This window comes from Microbacterium testaceum, assembly GCF_001476285.1.
Taxonomy (GTDB): Bacteria; Actinomycetota; Actinomycetes; order Actinomycetales; family Microbacteriaceae; genus Microbacterium; species Microbacterium testaceum_B.
Genome location: NZ_LDRU01000003.1, coordinates 16,556 through 40,338, shown reverse-complemented (window position 1 = coordinate 40,338; position 23,783 = coordinate 16,556). Strand labels below are relative to the sequence as shown.

Annotated in this window: 24 protein-coding genes; 6 read left to right on the top strand and 18 right to left on the bottom strand. The window is 70.6% G+C overall.

Features of this window, described 5'->3' with window-relative positions; all coding sequences use genetic code 11:
• Window positions 1–35 precede the first annotated feature (35 nt).
• Window positions 36–455, top strand: a complete 420-nt coding sequence (gene mscL, locus NS283_RS01085) for a large conductance mechanosensitive channel protein MscL (RefSeq protein WP_058595036.1) — start codon at window positions 36–38, stop codon at window positions 453–455.
• Between the two features lie 46 nt (window positions 456–501).
• Here the strand turns inward: mscL and NS283_RS01080 are convergent, their stop codons facing one another.
• Window positions 502–759, bottom strand: a complete 258-nt coding sequence (locus tag NS283_RS01080) for a hypothetical protein (protein WP_058595035.1) — start codon at window positions 757–759, stop codon at window positions 502–504.
• Between the two features lie 5 nt (window positions 760–764).
• Window positions 765–4,472, bottom strand: coding sequence for an AAA family ATPase (locus NS283_RS01075; protein ID WP_153003241.1), 3,708 nt, complete (start codon window positions 4,470–4,472; stop codon window positions 765–767).
• Between the two features lie 199 nt (window positions 4,473–4,671).
• On the opposite strand from NS283_RS01075, the gene NS283_RS01070 reads away from it, so the two are divergent.
• On the top strand, window positions 4,672–5,205 hold the full coding sequence (locus NS283_RS01070) for a methylated-DNA--[protein]-cysteine S-methyltransferase (protein WP_058595033.1): 534 nt from the start codon (window positions 4,672–4,674) through the stop codon (window positions 5,203–5,205).
• A gap of 143 nt (window positions 5,206–5,348) precedes the next feature.
• Here the strand turns inward: NS283_RS01070 and NS283_RS01065 are convergent, their stop codons facing one another.
• Both NS283_RS01065 and NS283_RS01060 read right to left on the bottom strand, forming a co-directional pair.
• Entirely contained in the window at window positions 5,349–6,965 is a 1,617-nt protein-coding gene (locus tag NS283_RS01065) for a solute symporter family protein (RefSeq protein WP_058595032.1), read from the bottom strand.
• Window positions 6,962–7,315, bottom strand: coding sequence for a DUF485 domain-containing protein (locus NS283_RS01060; RefSeq protein WP_058595031.1), 354 nt, complete (start codon window positions 7,313–7,315; stop codon window positions 6,962–6,964). The genes NS283_RS01065 and NS283_RS01060 overlap by 4 nt, the downstream gene beginning before the upstream one ends.
• A gap of 144 nt (window positions 7,316–7,459) precedes the next feature.
• Between NS283_RS01060 and NS283_RS01055 the strand changes: the two genes are divergently transcribed.
• Both NS283_RS01055 and NS283_RS01050 read left to right on the top strand, forming a co-directional pair.
• Window positions 7,460–8,311 carry a helix-turn-helix transcriptional regulator gene (locus NS283_RS01055; RefSeq protein WP_058595030.1) on the top strand — a complete coding sequence of 284 codons (852 nt, stop codon included), beginning with the start codon at window positions 7,460–7,462 and terminating at the stop codon, window positions 8,309–8,311.
• Between the two features lie 136 nt (window positions 8,312–8,447).
• The gene (locus NS283_RS01050) at window positions 8,448–8,732 is read left to right on the top strand and encodes a Fe-S cluster assembly protein HesB (protein WP_058595029.1); all 285 of its coding nucleotides are present in this window, start codon (window positions 8,448–8,450) and stop codon (window positions 8,730–8,732) included.
• A gap of 57 nt (window positions 8,733–8,789) precedes the next feature.
• On the opposite strand, the gene NS283_RS01045 is transcribed toward NS283_RS01050, so the two are convergent.
• The 7 genes from NS283_RS01045 to paaA are packed head-to-tail and all read right to left on the bottom strand — an operon-like array spanning window position 8,790 to window position 14,153.
• Window positions 8,790–9,524, bottom strand: coding sequence for a hypothetical protein (locus NS283_RS01045; protein WP_058595028.1), 735 nt, complete (start codon window positions 9,522–9,524; stop codon window positions 8,790–8,792).
• A 33-nt stretch (window positions 9,525–9,557) separates the two neighbouring features.
• The gene (locus NS283_RS01040) at window positions 9,558–10,328 is read right to left on the bottom strand and encodes an enoyl-CoA hydratase/isomerase family protein (RefSeq protein ID WP_058595027.1); all 771 of its coding nucleotides are present in this window, start codon (window positions 10,326–10,328) and stop codon (window positions 9,558–9,560) included.
• Window positions 10,329–10,335: 7 nt separating this feature from the next.
• Window positions 10,336–11,475 carry a 1,2-phenylacetyl-CoA epoxidase subunit PaaE gene (gene paaE / locus NS283_RS01035; RefSeq protein WP_058595026.1) on the bottom strand — a complete coding sequence of 380 codons (1,140 nt, stop codon included), beginning with the start codon at window positions 11,473–11,475 and terminating at the stop codon, window positions 10,336–10,338.
• On the bottom strand, window positions 11,475–11,960 hold the full coding sequence (gene paaD, locus NS283_RS01030; protein WP_058595025.1) for a 1,2-phenylacetyl-CoA epoxidase subunit PaaD: 486 nt from the start codon (window positions 11,958–11,960) through the stop codon (window positions 11,475–11,477). Before paaD ends, paaE begins: the two co-directional genes overlap by 1 nt.
• On the bottom strand, window positions 11,954–12,826 hold the full coding sequence (paaC, locus tag NS283_RS01025) for a 1,2-phenylacetyl-CoA epoxidase subunit PaaC (protein ID WP_058595102.1): 873 nt from the start codon (window positions 12,824–12,826) through the stop codon (window positions 11,954–11,956). Before paaC ends, paaD begins: the two co-directional genes overlap by 7 nt.
• Before the next feature lie 50 nt (window positions 12,827–12,876).
• Complete coding sequence (paaB, locus tag NS283_RS01020; RefSeq protein WP_058595024.1) at window positions 12,877–13,182, bottom strand: 1,2-phenylacetyl-CoA epoxidase subunit PaaB; 306 nt, start codon at window positions 13,180–13,182, stop codon at window positions 12,877–12,879.
• On the bottom strand, window positions 13,182–14,153 hold the full coding sequence (paaA, locus tag NS283_RS01015) for a 1,2-phenylacetyl-CoA epoxidase subunit PaaA (RefSeq protein ID WP_058595023.1): 972 nt from the start codon (window positions 14,151–14,153) through the stop codon (window positions 13,182–13,184). Before paaA ends, paaB begins: the two co-directional genes overlap by 1 nt.
• Before the next feature lie 103 nt (window positions 14,154–14,256).
• On the opposite strand from paaA, the gene NS283_RS01010 reads away from it, so the two are divergent.
• Window positions 14,257–14,919: an HAD family hydrolase gene (locus NS283_RS01010; RefSeq protein ID WP_058595022.1), complete on the top strand. Its 663-nt coding sequence runs from the start codon at window positions 14,257–14,259 to the stop codon at window positions 14,917–14,919.
• A 37-nt stretch (window positions 14,920–14,956) separates the two neighbouring features.
• Here the strand turns inward: NS283_RS01010 and paaK are convergent, their stop codons facing one another.
• From paaK to NS283_RS00975, 7 genes are all read right to left on the bottom strand, one after another.
• Complete coding sequence (gene paaK / locus NS283_RS01005; RefSeq protein WP_058595021.1) at window positions 14,957–16,267, bottom strand: phenylacetate--CoA ligase PaaK; 1,311 nt, start codon at window positions 16,265–16,267, stop codon at window positions 14,957–14,959.
• Window positions 16,264–16,779 carry a hydroxyphenylacetyl-CoA thioesterase PaaI gene (gene paaI, locus NS283_RS01000; RefSeq protein WP_342632869.1) on the bottom strand — a complete coding sequence of 172 codons (516 nt, stop codon included), beginning with the start codon at window positions 16,777–16,779 and terminating at the stop codon, window positions 16,264–16,266. The genes paaK and paaI overlap by 4 nt, the downstream gene beginning before the upstream one ends.
• A complete protein-coding gene (paaZ, locus tag NS283_RS00995) occupies window positions 16,776–18,827 on the bottom strand; it encodes a phenylacetic acid degradation bifunctional protein PaaZ (protein WP_058595020.1) in 2,052 nt (683 codons plus the stop codon). Before paaZ ends, paaI begins: the two co-directional genes overlap by 4 nt.
• Window positions 18,824–19,669: a 3-hydroxyacyl-CoA dehydrogenase family protein gene (locus NS283_RS00990; protein WP_058595019.1), complete on the bottom strand. Its 846-nt coding sequence runs from the start codon at window positions 19,667–19,669 to the stop codon at window positions 18,824–18,826. The genes paaZ and NS283_RS00990 overlap by 4 nt, the downstream gene beginning before the upstream one ends.
• The gene (locus NS283_RS00985) at window positions 19,666–20,460 is read right to left on the bottom strand and encodes an enoyl-CoA hydratase/isomerase family protein (RefSeq protein ID WP_081317183.1); all 795 of its coding nucleotides are present in this window, start codon (window positions 20,458–20,460) and stop codon (window positions 19,666–19,668) included. The genes NS283_RS00990 and NS283_RS00985 overlap by 4 nt, the downstream gene beginning before the upstream one ends.
• A complete protein-coding gene (locus NS283_RS00980; RefSeq protein ID WP_058595018.1) occupies window positions 20,453–21,643 on the bottom strand; it encodes a thiolase family protein in 1,191 nt (396 codons plus the stop codon). Before NS283_RS00980 ends, NS283_RS00985 begins: the two co-directional genes overlap by 8 nt.
• 148 nt (window positions 21,644–21,791) lie before the next feature.
• Entirely contained in the window at window positions 21,792–22,655 is an 864-nt protein-coding gene (locus NS283_RS00975) for a DUF4436 family protein (protein ID WP_058595017.1), read from the bottom strand.
• Between the two features lie 153 nt (window positions 22,656–22,808).
• Here NS283_RS00975 and NS283_RS00970 point away from each other — a divergent pair, with 153 nt between their 5' ends.
• Window positions 22,809–23,774: an NAD-dependent epimerase/dehydratase family protein gene (locus NS283_RS00970; protein WP_058595016.1), complete on the top strand. Its 966-nt coding sequence runs from the start codon at window positions 22,809–22,811 to the stop codon at window positions 23,772–23,774.
• Window positions 23,775–23,783: the final 9 nt, after the last annotated feature.

Below are 23,783 nucleotides of genomic sequence, written 5' to 3'. Positions count from 1 at the left end.
TCGCCAGTAGACCCTCGACCCCCCAGGAGACCAACGTGATCAAGGGATTCAAAGAGTTCATCCTCCGCGGCAACGTGATCGATCTCGCGGTCGCCGTTGTCATCGGTGCAGCCTTCACAGCGATCGTGAATGCGATCGTCCAGGGTTTCATCAATCCCCTCATCGGATTCGTGTTCCAGATCGGCGACCTGACGAACCTCAACCTCTCGGTTCCGACGATCTTCGGCGGCATCGCGACGTTCGAGTTCGGGTCGATCCTCGTCGCGGTCATCAACTTCCTCGCGGTCGCCGCGATCGTTTACTTCGTGTTCGTCTTCCCGATGAACCGCTGGAAGGAGCGCGCCGCCGCCCGCGCCGGCGTCACCGACGCGGCTTCCGAAGAGCCCAAGCTCCCCACCGAGCAGGAGCTCCTCGTGCAGATCCGTGACCTCCTGGAGCGTCAGAACAAGGCCTGAACGCTTCGCTGAACGGGTCCGCGCTGGCGCAGCGCGGGCCCGTTCGTCAGTAGTGCGGGGGAACGTCGCGCAGCATGCGGTCGTCATTCGGACCGGATGCCACCGGCCCCGACCCTCCGCCCCGGTGCGGGTCGTCCGCGGGCGCGGGTTCCGCCGTCGTGCCCGGCGCCGGCAGCAGCCGCGCACGGCGCGCCCCGCGGACCCGGACCACCGGCTGTCGTTCCTCGTGCGATGAGGCGTCGTCGCGCGCGAGCTCCGCGTCCGGATCGCCCGCGGCACCCGTGGCATCCGGGGTCGTGCTCATCGCACTCAACCGGGCAGGTCGAGGGGCTCGGTGGTCGTCCCGGAGTCGGCGGGGTCGTCGGGCGCGACGCCGAGCAGTTCGGCGATCCGGGATGCCACCCCCGCGGGGTCGCTGTACAGATCGAACGCGTGCACGCGCACGTAGTGCCAGCCGAGGCGACGCAGGATCTGCGGACGCAGGCGGAGCGTCTCGCGGAGCGATTCGCCGATGGTCTCGGGGTCGCTCTCGGCGACGACGGCCTTTCCGCCGTGGCGGGCCACGAGCGGGAGGAGTCCACGGTAGTCGAGGTCGACCTCGATGCCGAGGGCGCGCAGCTCGCGCGCCAGGGCGCGCGTGAGGGGGTCGGCGAGGTCTTCGAGGCGGCTCTCGCGGCCGCGCGACGCGACCGACCCGAGGATGCCCATCAGCGTCGCGGCCCCATGCTCGAGGCGCCCGTCATCGAAAGCCGAGGGGCGGATCGACGACACGATGACCATCGAGCGCCGCGCGCGCGTCATGCCGACCGTCAGGAGGCGTTCGCCGTCGGGGGTCGACAGATCACCGAAGTCGCTCAGGACTCGGCCGTGGCGGGTGAGACCGAAACCGAGCGAGAACACCACGCGATCGCGGCTCTCGGCCACAGACTCCTCGAGAGTGAGCACCGCGAAGGGCTCGGCGGCATCCCGAGACACGAAAGCCGCGACATCGGAACGGCCGGCGAGCGCCGCCTCGACGGACGCGCGCACGCGCTCCGCATGGGTACGGCTCGCGGTGACGACCATGAGCGACTCGGACGCGCGGTTGACCGCATGCTCGATGACGATGCTGACGACGCGGGCGACCTCGGCATCCGGGCTCTCGACCGCACCGCTGACGGGATGGGGCGCGCCCACGCCGTTCTCGACGTAGTCGACGCTGAGGCTGCCGCGTCCGAGGTACGAGCCCGCCCACGGGAGCGAGACGATCTCGCCGCCGTAGAACGCGTCGTTGACGAGCTGCGCGAGGTCTTCGCCGCCCGCGCGGTAGCTGCGGGTCAGCGTCTCGACGGGGAGGAGCTCGGCGATGCGCTCGAAGACCGAGACCTCGTCGAAGGGCACGTCGTCGGCCTCGTCGGGCGCCGGCGCGATCGACGCGCTGACGCGGAAGGGGGTGGGCTTCTGCACCACCGGGTCGCCGAAGAGCACGACCTGGCGGGCCCGGCGCAGGGCGGGCGCGGCCTCGGCGAGACACAGGGCCGCGGCGTCCGCGATGATCACGACGTCGAAGGCGAGGTCGGTCGGCACGTCCGGAACCTCGTACGGCGAGGCGAGCCACACGGGCGCGAGGGTACGCAGCAGGGTGGGCGCGGCATCCGAGATCTCCGTCGCGGTGTGCAGCCCGTCCTTCAGCGAGCGCTTCAGCGCCGCGGCCTCGTCGGGGTGATCGACGATGCCGATGCGCCACTGCTTCGCGAGCTCGGCGGCCAGCAGCGGACCCGCGGCGGCAGCGTGCGCCTCGTCGACGAGACGGAAGTCGCGTTCCAGACGATCGACCACGGCGGTGTTCGCGCCCAGCAGCGCGCGGTCGGTGCGCAGCAGGTGCTCGAGCGCCGACTGCCACCACGCGAACTCGAGCTCGTTGCCCACCCGCTCTTCGGGAACGTGGCGGACCGACAGCTCGACCAGCAGCGGCTCGAGCCCCAGACGGGCGAGCTCGGAGCGCAGCTGCGCACGCTCGACGAGGTTGTCGAAGAACGTCGACTCAGCGGCGAGACCGGCGAGCGTGCGGACGAGCTCGTGCACCGGCAGGGTCGCGAGGCGCTCCGACCCCTGACGGCCGAGGATCTGGTCGAGTTCGCCGAGCAGGGCGTCGACGCGCTGCCAGGCGACGTGCACATCAGCGAGTCCGAGGGGCACTTCGGGCGTGACGCCTGCCTCGACGACGCGCTGCCACTCGGTGCGCTGCTGCTGGATCCGCACGAGCGCTTCGTACATGTCGGTGACGTGGACACCGGGGCGCACGTACTCCTTCGACAGGCGCTTGAGGCGGCGGCGGTTCGGGCCGCTCATCGGCGACGCGTCACGACGCGGCGAGTGGGCGTCGATGAGCTCGCCGAGCGGACGTTCGAACACGCTCGGGCTGAAGCGGTCGAGCGACTCGCGAATGCCCTGAAGGAGCTTCAGGTACGCGCCGAGCTCGGACACCGTCTGGAACGGGCGCATGCGCGTCTGCGCGATGAGCTCGTATCCGCGCTCGAGGAGGCGCGGGACGTCGTGCGTGTGGAGCTTGCCGGCGAGGTCGTGCGCCGCTCTCGCGTCTTCGGTGCGCGTGAAGCTCACGCCGTACCACGGGGAGTCGTCGGGCCCGAAACGGAACTCGCCCAGACGCGCGGCCATCGCCAGCGCCCGCGCGGCCGCGTCGCGGCGCCCGGCGAGTCGTTCCATGGTCGCCAGATCGAAGCGGGCGGCGGTCGACGGCGGCGGGGAGGTGGATGCCAGAGCCGTGAGCGCGCGCAGAACGTCGAGGGCCGAGACTCCCAACGCCAGGTGCGGCTCCGTTACGGCCGAGCGGTAGTCGCGAAGGACGGTGCGCAGACGGAGCAACGCGTCGTCGATCTCGGCGACCTTGGGCTGTTCGGCTTTCTCGTTGCGGCCGATCGCGCGGATGAGGTCGCGGCGCACGTGGTTCGGCGAGACCGCGAGCCCCGTGAGACCGACCCCGGCGAGGCGGTGACGGATGCCGTCGAGCGTGGAGCGGCGGGCGCTGACGACGAGAACACGCTTTCCGGCGTGCACCAGTTGTCCCACGGCGTTGATCACGGTCTGGGTACCACCCGTGCCCGGAAGCGTGTGGACGGCGAGCGAGTGGCCCGCGGCGATCCGGGCGAGGACGCGTTCCTGCTCGGCATCCGCGTCGAGCAGGAGGGTGTCGGACGCCGGCGGGCGCTCGTCGGGGCTGACGATGACGGGGTCCTCGCGGCGCACGGTGATCCGCGCCCGGTCGTCGGGGTGCCCAGCGAGGGCGTTCAGGAGCGTGTCGTCGAGGTGCTGGGTGTCGCGGGCCATGCCCGACCCCACGTCGGCGAACGACGAGATGACCAGGCGCGGGTGCACCACGAACGTCGGGACGTGCGTGGTCAGGCGACGGATGTGGTCGATCACCGGCTGCGGCTTGAACACGCCCTGGTCGTAGGCGAGGCCGGCGAGAGCGGCACTGTCGATGTGGATGCCGAGGTGGCTGCGGAACGCGCGGGCCAGCTCGGGGTTCATCACGAAAGCACCGTGCAGCTTCAGCTCGAAATCCCCGTTGTGGCGACGGATCGCGAGGGGCCGGAGCAGGACGGGCGAGGACCACTCCACTCCCCCGATCTTCCACGCGGCGAGACCGACGGCCAGATGAACGGGCTCGAGGCCGCGCGCGGTGCGCAGCTCGACGTTCTTCGCCGTGATGCGCTCGGCCGCCAGTCGCGCGGTGCGCAGCGCCACCTCGTCGCGGAAGAGGTTGGAGAGCAGCGTCGCCCGGCCGGTGATGAACTGCGGCAGCGACCCGGGATGAGCCTTCGTGATGTCGATGCCGGCGTCGAGCGTGTCATCGAACCGCAGCAGCGTGGATCGGCCGCCCAGGGCGGCCGCCTCGGCACGGATGCGATCGCGCTCGGGGTCGGCGACGTGGCGGACCACGATGCCGGGCTCCGACAGTCGCAGCTCGCCCGGATCGACGGTCGACGAGGGAACGTCTCCGTCGGCACCGCTCACGGTGTCCTCCTCAGCTCGCCACACACCTGCCAGACTAAGCCGGGCATTCCCGGATGGGGCGCAGCCGGGGCGGGTTTTGCGGGAATCCGCGACACGCCGTCGGATCGGCTCTTCCTCCCCAGGATGCCGAATCGCCGGGCTGTCCCCCTTTCGCGATGCCGCCCCGACGGACGGTCCGCCCGGTCACGAGGATGAGCACATGAACACAGTCACCAGCACGGAATACGACAGCCCCGTCGGCCCGATCCTGCTCACGTTCGTCGACGAGGCCCTGGTGCGGCTCGACGTCGCGCACGACGGGATGAACCTCGCGCGCGCCGACATCGCGCAGCGATTGGGGGTCATGCCCGACAGCGATCCCGAGGGCGCCGCCGCCCTGCGCACGCAGCTCGATGAGTACTTCGACGGCGCGCGCCGACACTTCGACGTCGCGCTCGACTGGCGACTGGTGCAGGGGTTCACACGAACCGCCCTTCAGGCCACCGTCGACATCCCCTATGGCGAGATGGCGTCGTACGGAGAGGTCGCGATCCTGGCGGGCGCTCCCGGGGCCGCGCGGGCCGTAGGGACGGCGTGCGCGAAGAGCCCGTTCTCGATCGTCGTCCCCGTCCACCGCGTGGTGCGCGCCGACGGATCGATCGGCGAGTACGGCGGTCACCCCGAGGTCAAGGAGTACCTACTGTCACTGGAGAACGACGTCGTGCTCCGCGAAGGACTGCGCGGGGCCGGGTGACGTAGCCGCGTGCGGCGCGGTGGACCGGCGCGGCGTCGGCTCGGGAGACACGACACGCGCGAGCGTTCGCCGGTGAACCGGGAAGCGCCCGGCCCGACGGCTGGTGCCGACGAGACCGGGCGCTCCCGCTCCGAACGGGATTCTCAGTGGCTGGACGCCTTCTCGGCGCCGAAGCCGGTGAGCGAGCGGACATCCATCTCGGCCGCCTTGCGCGCGTCCTCGGCGCGACGCGAAGTGATCGACCCGAGCCATCCGAGGAGGAACCCCAGCGGGATCGAGACGATGCCCGGGTTGTTCAGCGGCCAGATCGCCACGCCGGTGTTGACGAACACGCTGGTGGGCGTGCCCCAGAACACCGGAGACAGGACGATCAGCACGAGCGCGGACCCGAGGCCGCCGTACATGCTCCACACCGCGCCGCGGGTGGTGAAACGGCGCCAGAAGAGTGAGTAGAGGATGGTCGGGAGGTTCGCTGACGCCGCGACGGCGAAGGCCAGGGCGACCAGGAAGGCGACGTTCTGCCCCTGCACCCCGATGCCCCCGACGATCGCGAGGACGCCGATGACGATCACCGTACGCCGCGCGACCTTCACCTCTCCGTCGGGCGGAACGTTTCCTTTCTTCACGACGCTCGCGTAGATGTCGTGGGCGAAAGAGGCAGCCGCCGTGATGGTCAGACCGGCGACCACCGCGAGGATCGTCGCGAAGGCGACGGCCGAGATGAACCCGAGCAGGATCGGTCCGCCGAGGGCGAGAGCCAGCAGCGGAGCCGCCGCGTTGACGCCTCCCGGTGCCGCGAGGATGGCATCCGGTCCGACGAGGGCACCCGCACCGTAACCGAGCACGAGGGTGAGGATGTAGAACAGCCCGATGAGCCAGATGGCCCAGACCACCGAACGGCGTGCCTCTTTCGCCGTGGGCACCGTGTAGAAGCGCATCAAGACGTGCGGCAGACCCGCGGTGCCGAGAACGAGCGCCAGGGCGAGGGAGATGAAGTCCCACGGGTTCTTGCCGTACTGCAGACCGGGAGCCAGCACCGCCTCTCCCTTCGGCGACGCCGCGACGGCGGCCTCGAGGAGCGTGTTGAGGTTGAACCCGTTGATCGCGAGCACCCAGATCGTCATGACGACGGCGCCGCCGATGAGCAGGAACGCCTTGACGATCTGCACCCACGTGGTGCCCTTCATCCCACCGATGAGCACGTAGACGATCATGAGGAGGCCCACGACCGCGACCACGATGGACTGTCCGAGACGCTCGGTGATGCCGAGGAGCAGCGAGACGAGTCCGCCGGCTCCGGCCATCTGCGCCAGCAGATAGAAGAAGCACACCGCGAGGGTCGTGATCGCCGCGGCCATCCGCACCGGACGCTCCCGCAAGCGGAAGGAGAGCACGTCGGCCATCGTGAACTTGCCGGTGTTGCGCATGAGTTCCGCGACCAGCAGCAGCGCCACCAGCCACGCGACGAGGAAGCCGATGGAGTAGAGGAATCCGTCGTACCCGTTGATCGCGATCGCACCGACGATCCCCAGGAACGAGGCCGCCGACAGGTAGTCCCCCGCGATCGCGAAGCCGTTCTGCGGCCCCGTGAAGGAGCGCCCCGCGGCGTAGTAGTCCGCGGCCGTCTTGCTGTTGCGGCTGGCACGGATGACGATGAACAGCGTCACCGCGACGAACGCCCCGAAGATCGAGATGTTGAGGACCGGGTTGTTCTCGACCGTCTGAACGGCGGCGTGGACGGTACCGAAGACCTCGTTCACTTCGACCCCCGCTCCGTGCGCTCGAGCTCGTCACGCAATTCTTCGGCGATGGGATCGAGCCGCCGGTTCGCGTAGGCGACATATCCCATCGTGATCGCGAAGGTCGTGACGAACTGCCCGAGGCCGAACAGCAGCCCGACCGTCACCGCGCCGAACACGGGCTGCGCCATGAACGCCGGAGCGAACGACGACAGCAGCACGTAGACGAAGTACCAGACGAGGAACGCGACCGCGAGCGGGAAGATGAAGCTGCGTTGGCGCTTCTTCAACTCGCGGAAGCGGGGCGACTCCTCAACCGTGATGTAGTCGACGCCGCCCCCGCGAGCGGAGTCGATCCTTCTGTCCGTCATGTGGCCTCCTTGCCTCATGGGACCGGTGCAACCTCGCACCGATGGGGGGATGGTGACCCGGGATCGTGGTAGCGCTCCCGGTGGTAGGGTCGACGCTACGAAAGGCGGCGACGCAGCCGTCACCCCCGGAAGTAGGTAGTTCTCGTGGGAGCACCGACTCTTCTTCGCGACGACGCGACGCTGGTCTCGCACGCTGTCACCGAACTCGCGCGTCGCACCCACTTCCCCCTCGCGTTCGGCGGCCTGGAGCACGACGGAGCCGTCCATGTGTCGACCATCGTCGGTGCGCGCACGCGCAGCATCGAGGGCCTGGTCGTCCGCGCCGAGCGCGGCCTCGGCGGACGGGCCCTCGTCGAACGGCGGCCGAGGATGACCCTCGACTACCGCACCGCGCGGTCCATCACCCACGACTACGACCGGGCCATCCTGGGCGAGGGAATCGCGACGCTGTTCGCCGTGCCCGTTCTCGTCCGCGGCCATGCGCGCGGGGTGCTGTATTGCGGATCGTGGGCGCAGGCCCCGGTCGGTGAGCTCGAGGCGCGACCGGCCTTCGACGTCGCCGGAGAGCTGGGCACCGAACTGCGCGTCCGCGAAGAAGTGGATCGGCGCCTCTCGAGCATGCCGGTGGGCGACACCGGACTGAGCGTCGGCGTGCGTGAGGAGATCCGCGAGAGCTACGCGCAGTTGCGCAGCATCGCCGCGACGGTCGGGGACGACGACGTGCGCCGGAGACTCGAGGAGCTCGAGTCGCGGTTGGCCGCGCTCACCGGCGACGCTCCCCGCTCCGGCGAGGACGCCGACATCCACCTGTCGCGCCGCGAGATCGACGTCTTGGCGTGCGCGGCCGTGGGCTCGACGAACGGCGAGATCGCGGCATCCCTCCACCTCCGTGAGACCACGGTGAAGTCGTACCTCGCATCGGCGATGGCCAAGCTCGACGCCTCGACGCGGCACGCCGCCGTCGCACGGGCGCGGCGGGCGGGTCTGCTGCCCTGACCCCGGCGAATGTGCCGTGAGCGCTCTCTGGACGCTCCGTGGGAATCCCCTGGAAATGGATGCCGGGGGTTGAGAGCCGCGGGGATTCTCGGCATCGTGGCTGGCTCCTGTCGTCGACAAAGAAGGAGAGCCACGAATGCTGACGCTCACCGAAGAGGCCACGACCGCCGTCAAGACCATCACCGCGCAGTACCCGGACGCCGTTCAGGGCGGAGTGCGCATCGAAGGCGCGGGCTCGCCCGAGTCGCAATTCACGCTGTCGGTCGTCGACGGCCCGGAGCCCCAGGACGCCGTCGTCGAGAACGCCGGTGCGCGGGTCTTCCTCGACACCGATGCCGCCGCAGTGCTCGATGACCGCGTCCTCGACGCGAAGATCGACCCCCAGGGCTCGGTGCAGTTCGCGGTGACCACCGCGGCCTGACGACCGCTCCGTTCGACGATGCCCCGGCCGCGTGCCGGGGCATCGTCGTTTCCGATCTCAGCCGCGGAAGACGACGATCTCGTTGTTCGTCGCGTCGTACACGAACTGCAGGGCGGTTCCCGCGGGGAAGTCGGTCTGCGCGCGCTCCGGGGTGGCCTCTCGCAGCAGCATGGTCATGTTCGCGGGGAAAGAGCCGGCGCCGCAGGTGCTCATGAAGAACTCGCCGTCATAGGAGAACCCGCCGCCGCCCGCCGTGTCGAGCAGTTCCGGCTGCCACACCGTCATGCAGCGCGCAGCGCCCTCCGCGTCGTAGTACGACGGCTGAGAGATCACGCGAAAGCCCTCGAACTCCTCGAAGGCCGTGACGTTGCCCGTGATCCCCATCGTGAGCGAGCTCGGCACCTCGAAAACGGGATCCGGAGCAAGGCGCGCGATCTGCGTCGCCCCGGCCTGGAGGGGATCGGTCTGCACACGTTGCACGACCACGAGCAGCGTGGCGAGCGTCGCCACCACCAGCGCAGCCGCCCCCAGCATGATCACCGTCGACCGGCGCAAGCGCGGCAGAGTGAACCGCGGCCGCTCGGGGATGGCATCCGGAATCTCGTCCTCGGTGGGAGCGAGATGTTCTTCGGGCGCTGCCGGGGCTCGTTCGGGCGTCGGCCCGGTCGGGGTCGCCCGGGCCTCGAGCTCCATCAGACGACGGAGCGCATCGGGGTCGGAGGCGATGTCGGCGGAAGGCGAGTACGCCCGGCGACGCAACTGCGCGAGTTCGTCTTCTTCGTCGATCGACATGAGCCGATTCAACCAGCCGCGGCCGTCCGGGCGTCAGCGGCCCGTGAACTCCGGGGCGCGCTTCGCCTGGAACGCGGCGAAGCCCTCGCGGTAGTCGTTTGTCGCGGCGAGGGCGGCCTGCGCGCGATTCTCGAGCGCCATCGCCTCCCACAGTCCCAGCCGCTCGTCGCGGATCGCCGCGACGATGCGCTTGCTGGCGCGGAACGCCTCGGTCGGGCCGGCCGCTGCCCGGCGGGCGGCGAGCTCGGTGGCATCCTGGACCTCGGATGCCGGGACCACCCGCGAGAAGACCCCGGCGCGCACGGCTTCGTCGCCCGTCAGCATGCGGCCCGTGTAGATGAGGTCGAGCGTGGCGTGGGTGCCGAGGCGCTCGACGAAGAGGGCGTGACCGCCCGAGTCGAGGGTCGCGCCGAGGGCGGCGAAGGGCGAGCCGATTCTCGCGTCGTCGGCGACGAACACGACGTCGGTGGCGATGAGCAGACCGAGGCCCACGCCGAGGCACGCACCGTGAGCGGCGGCGAACGTCGGCGCGGGAAAAGACGCCATGCGACGCAGGAGGGGCGCGAGCGTGGCGTCGAGGTATCCGGCGACGTCGTCGGTCACCGGGTCGACGCCGGAGATGTCTCGTCCCGCGCAGAACGACGGCCCTTCACCGCGGAGGAGCACGGCGCGGGCGCCGTCCGCCTCGGCGCGCTCGTACGCCTCGGCGAGCGCGCGCAGCGCATCGAGACCGAGAGCGTTGCGCCTCGCGGGCGCGTCGAGGGTGATGATCGCGAGGTCGTCGGCGAAGGAGTAGTCGATCACGGCATCCTCATCCGTCGTAGTCGACGCGCACGGCGTCGGAGGTCGGGTGCGACTGGCAGGTCAGCACGTACCCGCGTTCGATCTCGTCGGGCTCGAGCGCGTAGTTCTCGGTCATCGAGACGGACCCCTCGATCACCCGAGCGCGGCACGTGCCGCACACCCCTCCCGCGCACGCGAACGGCACGTCCGGGCGCACGCGGAGGGCGGCGGCGAGGATCGTCTCGTTCGCGGCGACCGGGCTGTCGACGTGCGCCGACTGACCGTCGAGCGTGAAGTCGATGGAGCGCACGGGTTCGTCGGCGCGGACGCGCACGGGCCGCGCTCCCCCGGTCTGCGCGGGGGCGTCGCCGTCACCGGCGGTGAACAGCTCGAACCGCACGCGGTCGCGCGGAACGCCCGCCTCGGCGAGCGTCTCGCGACACACCTCGACCAGGGCGAACGGCCCGCAGAGGAACCACTCGTCGACGGATGCCGGGTCGATGAGTCGCGACAGGATCAGGCGCAGCCGCTCCTCGTCGAGCCGACCCGAGAACACCGGGGCTGCACGCTGCTCGCGCGAGAGCACGTGGTGGAGCGTGAGGCGGGACGGGTAGCGGTCCTTGAGGTCGGCGAGCTCGTCGACGAACATGACGTCGGTGGACGAGCGATTGGCGTAGACGATCGTCATGCGGCTGTCGGCGGAGCGCTCGAGGACACCCGCGGCGAGCGCCATGATCGGGGTGATGCCCGACCCCGCGGCGATCGCGACCACGTGACCGGTGGCGATGGACGCCTTCGACACGAACGTGCCCTGCGGGCTCATGACGTCGATCTCGTCGCCCGGCCGCAGGCCCTCGTGCGCCCACGACGAGAAGCGTCCGTCGGGGTCGCGCTTGATGCCGACGCTGATCGCGCCACGAGCGGGCGGACGGCACAGCGAGTACGAGCGGCGGAGCTCTTCCCCTTCGACCGTGGCCCGCAGGGCGACGTACTGGCCGGGCGCGTAATCGAAGGCGTCGGCGATCTCGTCGGGAACCGCGAACGTCACCTCGATCGCGGTCGGGGTGAGGGGCCGCACGTCCGCGACGCGCAGGGTGTGGAAGCGCGCGCGGGCACGCGGGGCGGAAGTGGTCGGAACGCGCGAGGGCGTGGCATCCGTCATCGTCATCAGAGGGCCTTGAAGTGGTCGAAGGGCTCGAGGCAGGCGCGGCATTCCCACAGCGACTTGCACGAGGTGGAGCCGAAGCGCGAGAGCTCGTGGGTGTCGAGCGAGCCGCAGCGGGGGCACGCGACGCTGAGCTTCAGTCGGATGGGGCCGGCGGGAGCACGCCCGGTCGGCGGGGCGATGCCGTACTCGGTGAGCTTTCGCCTGCCCTCGTCGCTCATCCACTCCGTGGTCCAGGCCGGGGTGAGGGTGGTCTGCACGACCGCACGGTTGAAACCGGCCGAGGTGAGGGCGAGGACGATGTCGTCGCGGATCGCCTCGACCGCGGGGCAGCCCGAGTACGTGGGGGTGATCGTGACGGTCACCGTGTCGCCGTCGACCCGCACGTCGCGGAGCACGCCGAGGTCGTCGATCGTGAGCACCGGGACTTCGGGGTCGACCACGGCGGCGGCGACCTCGCGCGCGTACTCGACGGTCGCGGTCACCATGTCGCCCCCGGGTGGCGGCGGGCCAGCATCTGCATCTCGGCGATCAGGGGTCCGAACGACGGGTGATGGATGCCACGGCGACCTCCGGCGGACGAGAACGGGATGCCGGGAACCTCGACGTCTTCTTCGGCGAACACCGTCGCGACGACCTCGTCGACCCGCGCGCGCAGCGTCGAGGGACGCACAGCGACCCCGTCGAGTCGGTCGTGGACCGGTTCGTCGCGGAACAGCTCGTCGAGGTACGGCCAGGTGTCGTCGAGGGCGACGAGGAAGCGGCGCCGCGACTGGTCGGTGCCGCCGGCGAGGCGGAGTGTCCACTGCACGGCGTGGTCGCGGTGGTAGTCGACCTCTTTCTCGGCCTTCGCGGCGACGGCGGAGAGCACCGGATCAGTGGATGCCGTGAGGTCGCGGTACAGCTCGACGAGGTACGCGGATGCCAGGAGCTGGCGGACGATCGTGTGGGCGAAGTCGCCGTTCGGCAGTTCGAAGAGCCAGGCGCTGCGGAACTCCTGCTCGTCGCGCCAGTAGGCGAGGTCGTCTTCGGTCCGTCCGTCGTAGCTGCCGGCGTAACGCAACAGGGAGCGGGCGTGGCCGAGCAGGTCGAGGGCGATGTTGCCGAGGGCGACGTCCTCCTCGATCTCGGGGGCGCGGGCGATCCAGCCGCAGAGGTTCTGGGCGAGGATCAGCGCGTCGTCACCGAGGCGCAGCGCGTAGGCGGCGACGTCGGGATCGGTGGCGCGGCCCTCTCCCCCGGCGAGTTCGGCCGCGAGCTCGCGGGCGTCGAGCGAGACGTCTCCGTGCGGGTCGTCGCCGTGCGGGTCGTCGCCGTGGTGTCCCGCGTCGGGGGCTTCGACAGGCTCAGCCACCGACGCTGCGTGCTCGGCCACCGACGCTCCGCCGTGATCGGTCGAGGTGCTCACAGGTGCGGCACCCCCTCGGACGCGGTGTAGTACACCGCGTGCCGGTAGTTCTTGCCCGCCGGCGACTCGAAGAACGCGCCCTTCGCTCCCGGATCGCTCGTGGTCACGGCATCCGAGGGCACGACCCACACCGAGACACCCTCGCCCCGACGGGTGTACAGGTCGCGCGCGTTGCGCACGGCGAGCTCGGCGTCGGGCGCGTGCAACGAGCCGACGTGCACGTGACTCAGACCGCGGTTCGCGCGCACGAACACTTCCCAGAGGGGCCAGGTCTCGGTGGAGCTCCCACCCGGCGTCGCCATCAGGCCGCCGCCGTTTCGGTGCGGGCGGCGCTCTTCTTCGCGGCGTACGCCGCTGCGGCCTCGCGCACCCATGCGCCCTCTTCGTGCGCGTCGCGACGGTGCTGACGCCGCATCGTGTTGAGCGGTCCACGTCCGGCGAGCACCTCGTGGAACTCGCTCCAGTCGATCTCGCCCATCTCGTACTCCCCCGTCTCGTCGTTGAAGCGCAAGTCGGGGTCGGGCAGCGTCACGCCGAGCACAGCGGCCTGCGGCACGAGCATCGAGACGAAGCGCTGGCGCAGCACGTCGTTGCTGAAGCGCTTGATGTTCCACGCCGTCGACTGCGCCGAGTTGGGCGAGTCGTCGTCCGGGGGCCCGAACATCATCAAGCTCGGCCAGTACCAGCGGTTCACGGCATCCTGAGCCATCTCGCGCTGCGCGTCGGTGCCCTGCATGAGGGTGAGCAGGATCTCGAACCCCTGCCGCTGGTGGAACGACTCCTCTTTGCAGATGCGCACCATCGCGCGACCGTAGGGCCCGTACGAGGCGCGGCACAGCGGCACCTGGTTGCAGATCGCGGCACCGTCGACGAGCCAGCCGATCGCGCCCATGTCGGCCCACGTGGGCGTGGGGTAGTTGAAGATCGACGAATAACGGGCTTTCCCGTCGACGAGTTGCTGCGTCATCTCGTCGCGTGTGATGCCGAGGGTCTGCGCCGCGGAGTAGAGATAGAGGCCGTGCCCCGCTTCGTCCTGCACCTTCGCGAGCAGGATCGACTTGCGCTTGAGGCTCGGCGCGCGCGTGATCCACGCCCCCTCCGGCTGCATGCCGATGATCTCGGAGTGCGCGTGCTGGGAGATCTGACGGATCAGGGTGCGGCGGTAGCCCTCCGGCATCCAGTCGCGTGGTTCGATGCGGCCGTCGGCCTCGATGAGCGCGTCGAACATCGCCTCGCCATCCAGGGCATCCGGGGTGGATGCGGTCATGGTCATCGTCGACTCCTTTACAGACCGATCGTTCAGTAAAACTGTACCCGAGGGCGCGGGGTGCCGCAACGGTGCTGCGGATTCCCGCGCGGACGGGTGAAGTGGGGGCATGGCAGACACCGCGATCTTCGACGTCGACGGCACCCTCGTCGACACGAACTACCAGCACGCACTCGCGTGGTACCGCGCGTTCCTGCGCTTCGACATCGTTCTGCCCATCTGGCGCATCCATCGCTCAATCGGGATGGGCGGAGATCAGCTCGTCCCCTCCCTCACGAGCGACGAGGTCGAGGAGCGCCACGGCGACGCCCTGCGCGAGGCGTGGACCGAGGAGTTCGAGCCGATGATCGACGAGGTGCAGCCGTTCGACGGGGCGCACGACCTTCTCGCCGAGGTGACGCGGCGAGGCTTCCAGGTCGTGCTCGCCAGCTCCGGCAAGAGCGAGCACGTCGAGCACTTCCTCGACCTCGTCGATGCGCGCGGTCTCGCCGACGCGTGGACCTCGTCCGACGACGTCGAGGCCAGCAAGCCCGCTCCCGATCTCGTGCAGACGGCGCTCGATCGCGTGCCCGGCTCGAGCGGGATCATGATCGGGGATTCCCCGTGGGATGCCATCGCCGCCGCCCGCGCGGAGGTCCCCACGATCGCGGTGCGCACCGGCGGCTTCTCACCCGAGGAACTGCGGGACGCCGGCGCCGCGCACGTGTTCGACAGCCTCCGCGACCTGATCGACGGCCTCGACGACACGCCGCTCGCGCGCGCCCGCGCCTGAAGCGGCGGGAGCACGGGCGGGACGCCGGCGCGCGCGGTCAGCGCAGGTCGTACACGCGCTTGTACTTGCCCTCGCTGCGCGGGAGCGAGCCGGGCTCCTCGACACGGACATCGACGCTGGTGCCGATGTGCACCTTGATCCGCTGCTGCAGCACGACGCCCGCCGCCTCGCACACCTCCCGTTCCAGGGCCGGGTGCCTCTCGATGCGGACGGTCATGGCATCCATTCGTCCCTCGCGACGCAGCTCGAGGACGAAATGCGGGGTGAGGGTCTCGATGCCGAGCACGATCTCTTCGATCTGCGTCGGGAAGAGATTGACGCCGCGGAGGATGATCATGTCGTCGTTGCGGCCGGTGATCTTCTCGATGCGTCGCATCGAGGGGAACGCCGTGCCGGGCTGCAGCCGGGTGAGGTCACGGGTGCGGTAGCGGATGACCGGGAACGCCTCCTTGGTGAGCGAGGTGAAGACCAGCTCGCCCAGCTCCCCGTCGGCCACGGGCTCGCCGGTGTCGCCGTCGATCGTCTCGGGGAGGAAGTGGTCCTCCCAGATGTGGGGACCGTCCTTGGTGAGGGCGCTCTCGGATGCCACACCCGGACCCATCACCTCGCTCAGGCCGTAGATGTCGACGGCGGTGAGGTCGAGGCGACGCTCGATCTCACGGCGCATCTCGTTGGTCCAGGGCTCGGCTCCCAGCACGGCGACTCTCAGCGACGTCGACCGGGGATCGACCCCGGTGGCTTCGAGCGCGTCGGCGATCGTGAGGAGGTAGCTCGGGGTGCAGAGGATGGCATCCGGCGCGAAGTCCTGGATGAGCTGCGCCTGCCGCGCGGTCTGCCCGCCCGACATGGGGATGACGGTCGCCCCGAGCCGCTCGATCCCGGCGTGGGCGCCGAGGCCGCCGGTGAAGAGGCCGTAGCCGTACGCGTTGTGCACACGATCACCGGGACCGATGCCGGCGGCGCTCAGCGAGCGGGCGACGAGGTCGGCCCAGCGGTCGAGGTCTCCGGCGGTGTACCCGACGACGGTGGGACGACCGGTGGTCCCGGAGGAGGCGTGGATGCGGCGGACGTCGGGCATCGGGACGGCGAACATGCCGAAGGGGTAGGTCTCGCGCAGGTCGGCCTTCGTCGTGAAGGGCAGCAGCCGGATGTCGTCGAGGCTGCGGATGTCGTCGGGGTGGACGCCGGCCTCGTCGAAGGTACGGCGGTACAACGCGACGTTCTCGTAGGCGTGCCGCACCGTCCACTTCAGGCGCTCGAGCTGCAGGGCACGCAGACTCGCGAGCGGGATGCCGGTCGGATCCACGGATGCCGAGAGGTCGGGGCGCGAGGGAACGGTCATGGTCATCGAGACACCTCCGTGGTGGAGAGCGCGGCGTTGCGCTCGTGGGCGTGTGATTCGGTCGCGGCGGAGGTCCCTGCCGCGGTGGAGGTCCCTGAGCTCGTCGAAGGGACCGGGGGCATCGCAGGCGGACGCCGGTCGGTCGTGATGCTGCGGCCGCGCACCTCGGCGACGAGGTCACCCGTCTCATCGGTCACGCGGATGTCGTAGAGGCCGGTGCGCCCGCTGCGCGCTCGGCGGGCGGCGGTCGCCGTGAGCGTCTGACCCGCCGTCGTGGACTTCAGGAACGTGATGTCGGCGCCGCCGGCGACGGTCACCCGCTCGTCCTCGTTGCAGGCGATCGCGAACGCGGTGTCGGCGAGCGTGAAGACGAGTCCGCCATGGGTGATGGCGAAGCCGTTGAGCATGTCGTCGCGCACGGTCATCGACACCCGCGACTCCCCCGGCGCGTCGTGTTCGACGACCATGCCGAGCATCGCCGACGCCCGGTCGTTCCGCATCATCGGGCGCAGGGTCACGCGGGCACCGCCACGGGCGCGGGCGCCCACGTCTTCGCCACGAGCGTGAGCACGTCGTACTGCGCGACGATCTCGTCGTGCTGGTTGCGGATGACGGCATCCCAGCGAACCTCGCCGTACTCGTCGGTCTCGCGCGGGGTGATCTGCTTGGCCGTCAGCGCGACGCGGATACGGTCGCCGGGTGAGACGGGGGTGACGAAGCGCAGGTTCTCGAGCCCCGAGTTGGCGAGCACCGGACCGGGCGCGGGGTCGACGAAGAGTCCCGCCGCCCACGACACCAGCAGGTAGCCGTGGGCCACACGCCCCGGGAAGAAGGGGTTCGCAGCTGCCGACTCCTCGTCCATGTGCGCGTAGAAGGTGTCGCCGGTGAATCTCGCGAACACCTCGATGTCGTCGAGGGTGACCTCGCGTTCGGCCGACTCCACGGCATCCCCGATCCGGAGGTCCGAGAGGGGCTTGCGGAACGGGTGCGTCCCCGCGGAGTCGGTCTCGGCTCCCGGATGCCACACCCCGGTCAGCGCGGTCAGCATACGCGGCGAGCCCTGAATCGCCGTGCGCTGCATGTAGTGCAGGACGGAGCGGATGCCGCCGAGCTCTTCACCGCCGCCCGCGCGCCCCGGGCCGCCGTGTACGAGGTGCGGCACGGGAGCACCGTGCCCGGTCGAGGTGCGCGCGTCGTCGCGGTCGAGGAAGAGCACCCGGCCGTTCATCGCACCCATACGGGTGAGCAGCTCGGTCGCGACTCCGGGGTCGTGGGTCGCGACGCTCGTGACGAGCGAGCCGCCGCCGCGCGCCACGATGGCCGCCGCCTCCGCGACATCGGCGTACTCGACGATGCTCGCGACCGGGCCGAACGCCTCGATGTCGTTGACGGCCGGGGTCGCGGCATCCGCGAAGGCCAGCAGCATGGGCTGCAGGAACGCACCGTCCTCGGACACACCCGAAGGCGCCTCGGCCGCGCCGACGACGAAACGTCCCCCGGCGTCGGTGAGCCTGCGCACCTGCCGCAGCACCTCGTCGCGCTGCTCGATCGAGACGACCGGACCCATCGTCACGCCCTCGGTGCGCGGATCTCCGATGACGACACGTTCGGCGATCTTGGCACGCAACGCCTCGGCCACGGCATCCGTCATCCCCGCCGGCACGATCGCGCGACGGATGGCCGTGCACTTCTGGCCGGCCTTGGTCGTCATCTCGACGAGCAGCTGCTTGACGTACGCGTCGAACTCGGGGGTGCCGGGCACGGCGTCGGGGCCGAGGATCGAGGCATTGATCGAGTCGGTCTCGCTCGTGAAGCGCACGCCCGGCTTGGCCTGAGCGCGCAGGCGCTCGGCGGTCGTGGCGCTGCCGGTGAAACCGACGGTGTCGCCGAGATCGAGCAGATCGAACAGACCCGGGACGCTGCCGCTCACCAGCTGCAGCGAGCCCTCGGGCAGGAGCCCGGTCTCGACGACCATGCGCACCCACGCCTCGGCGATGTAGGCCGTGGGGGTGGCGGGCTTGACGATCGTGGGGAGCCCCGCGAGGAAGGCGGGCGCGAACTTCTCCAGCGCACCCCACATCGGGAAGTTGAAGGCGTTGATCTGTACGGCCACACCGGGAAGGCGCGTGTACACGTGCCGCCCGAGGAACGAGCCATCCTTCGACAGCGGCTCGATGGGCCCGTCGAGCACGACCTTCCCCGCGGGCAACTCGCGGCGCGCCTTCGACGAGAAGGTGAAGAGCACGCCGATGCCGCCGTCGACGTCGCTGAGCGAATCGCGTCGGGTCGAGCCGGAGCGCTCCGAAAGGGCGTACAGCTCGTCGCGGCGCTCGTTCAGCGCGATGGCGAGGTTCTTCAGCACCATCGCGCGCTGGGGAAAGGTGAGGGAACCGAGACTCTTCTGGCCCTCTCGGCGGGCGTAGGCGACAGCGCGCGCGAGATCGAGCCCGCGCGTGCTGACGCGTACGATCTCGTCGCCCGTCGACGCGTCTCGGACGATCGCCGCATCGGGATCGTCGACGGGTGTCCACCACGCGCCGTTCACGTAGCTCGGCAGAAACGTCATCGTTCGCTCCATTCATAGAATCCGCGGCCGGTCTTGCGGCCCAGGTGCCCCTGGGCGACGAGATCGCGTAGCAGCGCGGGCGGGGTGAAGCGCGCTCCGAACGCGCGCTCGAGTTCTTCCGCGATCCCCAGACGCACGTCGAGTCCGACGATGTCGGTCGTGCGCAGCGGGCCCATCGGATGCCGGTACCCGAGCTCCATCGCCGTGTCGATGTCGTGCGCACTCGCCACTCCCTCTTCGAGCATGCGGATGGCTTCGAGTCCGAGTGCGACACCGAGACGGCTGGAGGCGAAGCCCGGGGCGTCGCGCACGACGACGGCGGTCTTGCCGATGGCCTCGACCCAGCCGGTCGCCGCGCGCACGACCTCGGGAGTCGTGGCGACGCCGGTCACCACCTCGACGAGGGCCGATGCGGGCACGGGGTTGAAGAAGTGCAGACCGAGGAAGCGCTGCGGACGCCGCATCGCTCCGGCGAGCGCGTCGATCGAGATGGAGGAGGTATTGGATGCCACGACCGCGTCGTCGCGCACCGCTCCCTCGATCCGCGCGAGCGCGTCGAGCTTGAACGCGCGGTCTTCGGGGACGGCCTCGATCACCAGACCGGCGTCGGCGAACGCGTCGGTTCCGACTCCGGTCGTGAGGTCGTCGGCATCCGGGATCTCGATGCCCTTCTGCGCCGAGCGGGCCAGAGCAGTCTGGACCCGCTCGCGGGCGGCATCGGCTGACTCGGCGTCGCGTTCGACGACATGGACGCGGGCACCGGCGAGCAGGAAGGCGTGGGCGATACCGGCGCCCATGCGACCCCCACCCAGCACGCCGACGGTCTCGGGGAGCGTGGTCACTTCTTCTTCCTCTCGAGGAACGCGGTCATGCGTGCGCGCTTGTCGGCGCTGTCGAACAGCTCGGCCTGCAGCTCGCCGTCGATCGCGGGATGTTCCGCGCGCGGGGCGAGCAGCGCACGCTTGGTGAGGATCGTCGCCCGCACGGAGTTCGCGGCGACGCGGTCGACGATCGCGTGGGCGGCGGCGAGCAGGGCGTCGGGCTCGTGGACGCTCGACAGCAGACCCCAGGCGAGGGCTTCGTCGGCGTCGATCACGCGGGTCGTGAGGAGCAGTTCGTTCGCGCGCGCGTGGCCCACGATCTCGGGCAGGCGCCACGCGGCGCCCGCCGCGGCGATGATGCCGAGGCCGGGTTCGGGATTGCCGAAGCGCACGCGCGGCGTGCCGATCCGGATGTCCGCCGCGTATGCGAGCTCGGCTCCCCCGCCGAGCGCGTACCCGTCGACGGCGGCGATGACCGGCATCGGCAGATGGCGGATGCGGGAGAAGACGGTCGCGTTGATGCCGCGGCGGGCGTCGTCGCCGGTGCGCTCGCGCAACTGCGCGATGTCGGCGCCGGCCGCGAAGATACCGCCCGCTCCGGCGAGGATCAGCGTGCGCGGGCGCTCCTCGAGCTCGCTGCACAGCGCGTGCAGCTCGTCGACCATGACCTGGTCGATCGCGTTGCGACGTTCGGGGCGGTCGAGGGTCGCGACGACGCGGTCGTCACGGGCGTCGATGCGGAGGGTGGGGGCTGCGGGAGCCCCTCCTCCGGGCTCGAGGACGTCGGTCGCTGCGGGCGTCGTCTCAGCCATCGACCCGCTCCACGATCATCGCGGTGCCCTGGCCCACGCCGACGCACATCGTCGCGAGGCCGTACCGCACGTCCTCCCGCTCGAGCCGGCCGAGCAGAGTGACGAGCAACCGCGACCCGCTCGAGCCGAGCGGATGCCCGAGTGCGATCGCCCCGCCGTCCGCGTTGACGATCTCGGGATCGAGGCCGAGCCGCCGCATGCACGCGAGCGACTGCGACGCGAACGCCTCGTTGAGTTCGACCGCCCCCAGATCGGATGCCGAGAGCCCGGCCTTCGCGAGCGCCTTCTCGGTCGCGGGCACCGGACCGAGTCCCATGACCTCGGGAGCCACTCCCGCCGAGGCGTGTGCGACGATCCGCGCGCGCGGCCGCAGCCCGTACCGCTCGACCGCCTCGGCGCTCGCCACCACGATCGCGGAGGCGCCGTCGTTGAGGGAGCTCGCGTTGCCCGCGGTGACCACCTCCCCTCCCTTCACGACGGGCCGGAGTCCCGCGAGCACCTCCAGCGAGGTGTCACGACGCGGCCCCTCGTCGGTGTCCACCGATCCGCGAGGGGTCTCGACGGCGACGATCTCGTCGCGGAAGCGTCCGGCATCCTGAGCCCGGATCGCCCTCTCGTGGCTGCGGAGAGCGAACGCGTCGGCGTCGGCACGCGAGATCCCGTCGACCCGGGCCACCTCTTCGGCGGTCTCGGGCATGGTGAACGTGGCCTTGTCGCGAGCGACGACGCGCGGGTTGGTGAAGCGCCAGCCGATCGAGGTGTCGAACGCCTCACCCGGCTTCGCCCACGCTTTCGACGGCTTCGCCTGCACCCAGGGTGCGCGCGTCATCGACTCCACGCCTCCCGCGACGACGATGTCGGCGTCGCCCGCACGCACCGCCTGGGCGGCGAGCGCGATCGCGCTCATCCCGGAGGCGCACAAGCGGTTCACGGTGAGGGCGGGAACGGCATCCGGAAGCCCGGCGAGCAGCACGGCCATGCGCGCGACGTTGCGGTTGTCTTCGCCGGCCTGGTTCGCCGCTCCGAGGATCACCTCGTCGATCGCGGTGACCGGAACGCCCGCGCGGGCCACGGCTTCGCCGACGACGAGGGCAGCGAGATCGTCGGGACGGACGGATGCCAGAGCCCCGCCGTACCGGCCGACCGGGGTGCGCGCACCGCCGATGAGAAACGCCTGCGACATCGCCATCCTCTCCCCCGCCGGCTCTGGCGGGGTCGTCTCCACCTCGTCCGCGAGGTTTTCCGACCGATCGTTCAGTAATCATGTCAGAGGATGCCGCCGAGGGCAACGCCACGGCGCCGCCGCCGGTGCGTCGGGAGGAACCGAGGGGTCAGGCCGGGCCGCGCCGCCACCAGGCGATCACGAACACCACGAGCCCGGCCACGAGGGCGGCCAGGACCCACAGCACGATGAGGTAGTCGATCCACGACCCGATGGGCGGCGATCCGGGGAGGAAGTTGCGCAGCGGGATCGTCGCGAAGAGCATCGCGCCCATCCACCCCAGGGCGGTGACCTCGACCTTGCGCCGGCCCCGCAGCACGGCGATCGCGACGACGAGCACGAGCGTCGGGATGATCACCATGAGCGTCAGCAGCACGATCCCGAACGCGACCGTGGCTCCCGACCGAGAGGCCGTGAACTCGACCGTGACGAAGCCGTCCGGCCCGTCCCGCTCGGTCATCGCGATGTCCCACCCCGAGATCCCTCGACCGCTGAGGTGCACCGTCGACGGGAGGGGGACGGACTCCCCCTGGGCGTCGTCCACCACGGGGACCAGGAACGATCGCACCAAGTACCGGTCGAAGGGCCACTGCTCGACGGCCCCGTCCATGACGAAGGACAGCTCCGTCGGGGCGACCAGGGTGTCAGCCTCGTAATGCACGGCGCGTGATCCCGCGATGGCCGAGACCAGGACGGAGAAGGGCTTCTCGACCACGATGCCGTCGGTGTAGTCGTTCACCCCCGTCTGACCGGGCAGCAGCGACAGGGTGAGGCGATTCGTCGCGGCATCCATCTTCTCGGGGCTCAGCACGAGCGAGACCGCCCCGTCGGCGACGTTCTCCTCGCCGCTGGACACCACCTCGCTGCCGCTCGCGTAGAGCACCACCACCGTGACGTAAAGCGCCACGATCGCGACGATGAGACCGCCGAGGCCGACGACGGTGCGGCGCCGGGGCCGCGCAGGGGAGGTCACCGTGTCAGTGTGGCAGAGCCGGCGCCGCGGCACCCTCGGGCGTGGCGCGAGCCGCGAGTCGCGCGGCGGCGAGACTCGGTCGCACCCGCCGATAGCCTGGAAGGGCGCGCGCGGGGAGTCCGCCAGGCGTCGGACACTCGACGAGGAGGGGCGATGATCCTCATCACCGGGGCGACCGGTTTCATCGGGTCGCACACCGCGCGAGCGGTGCGCGACCGCGGCCACGAGGTGCTCGCGGTGAGCCGGTACGACTGGCGCGACGAGGCACGGTTCGTCCTCGGAGCCGAGCTTCCGGAACTCGCCCGCGTGCACACCGGCGACCCCGCAGCGCTCGAGACCCTGGTGGAGGAACGGCGGCCCGACGCGATCATCCACCTCGACGCCTTCGTGAACCCGGTGGCCCTCCGCGACGACCCCGCTCGGGCGGTCGAGGCGAATGTCGAACCGACGCTCGCACTTCTCGAGCTGAGTCGGCGGTACGGGGTCGGACGGTTCGTCCTCGCGTCGACCGTGGCGGTCCTGCCATCCATCCGCTACGAGCCGATCGATGCGGCCCATCCCCTCGTCACCCCGCGCGAAGGACCCGCGGGCGGCTTCTACGGTGTCTCGAAGGCCGTGTCCGAGATCCTGGCACTCGGCTACGCGGATGCCTTCCCCCTCGACGTGCGGATCGTTCGGCCGAGCGCGGTCTACGGGTTCGGGATGCAGTGGCCCATCGGCGTCAAACCGGTCGTCGAGGGCATCGTGGAAGGGCGCGAGGTCGAGATTCCCACGAGCGGTCCGCCCCGCGACTTCACGCCGGTCGAGGACGTCGCCGCGATCTTCGCGGCCGCAGCCGACTGCCCCGCTGACGCCGACCGCGTGTTCTTCGCCGCCACCGGGCTCCCGCTCACGACCCCGGCGGAGTACCTCGACGTCGTGCGGACGACGTTCCCCGGCGCGCGGATCCGGACCGTCGACGAGAACACGGACCCCGCGGGGGTCGAGAGTCGGTACCGGGGGGTCGTCGACATGTCCCCCGCGCGCGACCAGCTGGGCGTGGAACCCGCCTTCGCCACGCTCGGGGACGGGCTGCGGCACTACGCCGAGCAGTACCGGCGCTTCCGCGGCGCGCCCTGAGGCCCGCGA